Source organism: Deferribacterota bacterium, assembly GCA_034189185.1.
Classification (GTDB): domain Bacteria; phylum Chrysiogenota; class Deferribacteres; order Deferribacterales; family UBA228; genus UBA228.
Genome location: JAXHVM010000166.1, coordinates 1 through 4,072 on the forward strand (window position 1 = coordinate 1; position 4,072 = coordinate 4,072).

The following is a 4,072-nucleotide window of genomic DNA, read 5'->3' on the forward strand; positions in this document are numbered from 1 at the left end:
CCCTTTTTTAAGATTATCTAAATCATTTACAACGCTAATACCACTTTTCTCTAGCTGATTAACAACATGGGGGTTGTGTATAATAGGTCCATAGGTGTATACCTTTCCATTCTCACCAAGTGATTCTTTGGCTATTGAAATTGCTCTCTCTACACCAAAACAAAAACCTGCATTCTTAGCCACTATAACTTTTATGCCAACCTCTCACTCAACAACTTTTTAATCTCCTCTACCACATCTGATATAGTCATATTCGTAGTATCAATTTCTATTGCATCTTTTGGTTTAATTAAAGGCGAGCACTTTCTTGTTTTATCAATCTTATCCCTTTCTACAATAGATTTAACTACTTCATCATAGGATATATTAAAACCCTTCGACAAATAGTCTTTTAACCTTCTCTTTGCCCTCTCTTCAATTTGTGCAATTAAGAATATTTTCAATATTGCATCTGGAGCAATAACAGTTGTGGTATCTCTGCCTTCTAAAACTGAATCTCTTCTGTTTGATGCATATCTCTGCTGTTCAACCAGTATCTCCCTAACTTCCTTAATTGCCGATAACTTACCTGATAACTCTGTGATCTTAGGTTCTCTCAATTCTTTGTCAAGTAAAAATGTCTCACCATCAATATCAATTTTTAGTTTTAATGTACTATCATCTTCTTCTGAAAAACTAAACCTAGCTCTTTTTAATAGCTCAAAAAACTTATTCCCAGAAATACCATAATATGACATAAGAAAAGCGCTACCCCTATACATAGCACCAGTATCAATATATTGAAACCCTAAATCAACAGCCAATTTTTTTGCAACTGTGCTTTTACCAGCACCAGCAGGTCCATCTATAGCAATCTTAATCATTTAAACCCCTTCTAATTTTTTCAATAATTCTAAAAAAAAGGGATTTGACACCTTAATAGAGTTAATATCATCGATTTTTACCCTTTCACCAAATCTTTTAGCCAATAATATGTTTAGCATAGCAATTCTATGATCCCCAAAGGATTTTAAAACTATGTCTTTCTCTATATTAAGATTTTCTAAAGGATAGACCTTAAAGCCATCCTCGTATTCTTCAATATCTACCCCTAGTGAATTCAGATTCTCTACTATTGCACCTATCCTATCACTTTCTTTAAATCTAAGCTCCTTGGCATCCCTAACCTCCACAGGATCATTAGCAAAAATACCTAAAACAGCCATTATTGGCAACTCATCAATTAAATTTGGAATAATATCACCGGAAATCTTAACCCCATTAAGCCTTTTATAACAGGTATAGATATCACCTATAGGTTCATAATTATCCCTTTTATTTCTTATTTCTATTGATGCACCCATCTTATTTAATACAGTCAAAAAAGCTGTCCTTGTCTCATTTATTCCACAATCTCTAATAATTATCTCGCTATCATTAAATATATAAGCAGCTGCAATAAAAAATGCAGCTGAGGAAAAATCCCCTGGTATTTCTATTGAGGCACTTTTTAAAGATGATTTATATTTTACCATAATATTTTTTTGTCTATCTTCCTTAATTACCTTTACATCTGCGCCAAATAGGACTGCCATATTCTCTGTATGATTTCTTGTTTGCACTAATTCCCTGTATACTACTTCCTCCTCTATTTGAATACCAGCTAATATAACAGCACTTTTTACTTGGGCACTGTGCACCTCAGCATCAATAACCCCGCCCTTCATATTTGATGGAACAACAGTTGCAGGCAGATAACAATTATTCTTTCTAGCAAATATTACAGCCCCTAATTTTTTTAATGGCTTAACAACCCTATCCATTGGTCTATTTATAAGCGAATTATCTCCTGTTAGAACATAATATTTCTTCTGTGGCGCAAGCAAACCTAACACTAGTCTTGCTGTTGTCCCTGAATTCATACAATCTAACACATTCTCACATTCTACAAAATTTTTATATCCCTTAGAGATCACGACTGCATTTCCATCTTCTAATAATATCTGAATACCTAAATTCTTTAGAATTCCTATTGTAGCTTCTATATCAGCGGAAACTAAGGGTCTATATATAATAGATTTGCCTGTTGCAATAGATGAGAAAATAAAAGCCCTATGCGTTATTGATTTATCAGAAGGTACTCTAATTTTACCTTTTAGGGTTTTTACTCTATTAAAGGTTATCATAGGTTATTTCTATTATTACTTGCCTCTTTTATTAATTTAATAAGCTTATTTTCATCAGATTCCTCAATAATTTTAAGCCACTGACTTAAATGCTCAATAAACTTATTTGCATATTCTAAAATATTATCCTTATTATCTAAAAATATACTACTCCACAATGCAGGGCTACTTCCAGCAATTCTTGTAAAATCCTTGAATCCTGCACCTGTAAAATCTAGTGCTTCCCTATCACAACCTAAAACAGTATCTATTAGATTAAAAGCAATTAAATGTGGTAAATGACTTATTAAGCCAAACATTTTATCATGTCTATTTGCATCAAGGCTTACCACATCCATACCAATAGAAGTATGCAATTTTTTTAAACAATTAAAAAGTCCTATATTATCACATTCAACCAATATATGTTTTGCACCTACAAATAGACTTCTTCTAGCATGTGAAAATCCTGAGTATTCACTACCTGCTATCGGATGACCCCCACAAAAATTTAAATTATACTCCTTAGCTAATCTAGTAATTGATACTTTTGTGCTAAGGGCATCTGTTATAGGCAATTTAATATTTTTTTTTCCCAGATATGCTATAAAATCAAAGGCTTCCTTTATTGGAATACATATATATATTAGATCTATTGGAAAATCTAAAAATATATTAACATCATCAGTTATACCCTCAAATAGATCTGATTCAACGAGCTCTGGAAAAACATTGGTATTTTTCTCTAAGGTATATACCTTATATCCCTTATCATAAAAAGCATATGCAAAAGAACCACCAATTAATCCAGCGCCTACTATCCCTATAGAATTAATATTCAAATTGCTTACCCAATATTTTTGATATCTCCCCTATCTTTTTTGTAATATTAGCAAATTCAGTTGGTCTAATTGACTGATCGCCATCACTTAGGGCTTCATCAGGATTTGTATGGACCTCTATTATCAAACCATCAGCCCCTGCAGCAATTGACGCTAAAGACATTGGCTCAATGCAATCCCTCCTACCAGTACCATGGCTTGGATCAACAATCACAGGGAGGTAACTATTTTGTTTTATAACAGGTATAGCTGATAGATCTAATAAATTTCTTGTTTCAGGGTCAAAACTACGCAAACCTCTTTCACACAAAACTATATTATAATTGCCCTCATTAGCTATATATTCTGCAGCCATTAAAAACTCTTTTATTGTTGAACACAAGCCCCGTTTTAATAAAACTGGCTTCTTTGATTTACCAACATCAGACAACAGTTTAAAATTTTGCATATTTCTAGCACCTATTTGGATCATATCTGCATATTCAAGCAAAATATCTAAGTTCCTAGGATCCATTAATTCAGTAACAACATATAAATTATACGCATCTGCTGCTTTTCTCATATACTTTAACCCTTCAACACCTAATCCTTGGAAAGAATAGGGAGAAGTCCTAGGTTTATAAGCACCCCCCCTCAATAGCTTAGCACCTGAATTAGCAACTTTCTCAGCAATAGCAAATATCATTTCTTCACTTTCAACAGAACAAGGACCAGCTATAACGTTAATATAGGGTGGCCCAAACTTAACATTTCCAACTTCAACAATAGCATCTTCTTTTTTAAAATCCCTGCTCACTATCTTATAGGGTTTTAATATAGGTATAACCTTCTCGACTCCTTCTAGAGAAGAGAGGGGTTTGTTTTCTAAAACTCTTTCATCTCCAATAGCTCCAATTATTGTTTTCTCAACACCTTCAGATATATGTACCTTAAAGCCATAATCCTTTAATTTACCTATAATCCTATTTTTCTGATCCTCTGTTGCAGTAGATTTTAAAACAATTACCATATAATTAACCCCCAATCTAAATTTAGTTTACATTTATTAACTTTAATTTATTTATAAATTCTTTATTTTCTTCTGGC

General features: G+C 32.7%; 5 protein-coding genes. All 5 read right to left on the reverse strand.

Annotated elements, in window-relative coordinates:
• On the reverse strand, positions 1 to 183 hold a 183-nt coding region (locus SVN78_09140), incomplete at its 3' end, for a 4-hydroxy-3-methylbut-2-enyl diphosphate reductase (protein ID MDY6821770.1).
• A gap of 8 nt (positions 184 to 191) precedes the next feature.
• On the reverse strand, positions 192 to 863 hold the full coding sequence (cmk, locus tag SVN78_09145) for a (d)CMP kinase (GenBank protein ID MDY6821771.1): 672 nt from the start codon (positions 861 to 863) through the stop codon (positions 192 to 194).
• Positions 864 to 2,165, reverse strand: a complete 1,302-nt coding sequence (gene aroA, locus SVN78_09150) for a 3-phosphoshikimate 1-carboxyvinyltransferase (GenBank protein MDY6821772.1) — start codon at positions 2,163 to 2,165, stop codon at positions 864 to 866.
• A complete protein-coding gene (locus tag SVN78_09155; protein MDY6821773.1) occupies positions 2,162 to 2,986 on the reverse strand; it encodes a prephenate dehydrogenase in 825 nt (274 codons plus the stop codon). The genes aroA and SVN78_09155 overlap by 4 nt, the downstream gene beginning before the upstream one ends.
• Positions 2,976 to 3,995 (reverse strand): 3-deoxy-7-phosphoheptulonate synthase, encoded by a 1,020-nt coding sequence (gene aroF, locus SVN78_09160; protein MDY6821774.1) that lies wholly within the window; start codon positions 3,993 to 3,995, stop codon positions 2,976 to 2,978. Before aroF ends, SVN78_09155 begins: the two co-directional genes overlap by 11 nt.
• Positions 3,996 to 4,072: the final 77 nt, after the last annotated feature.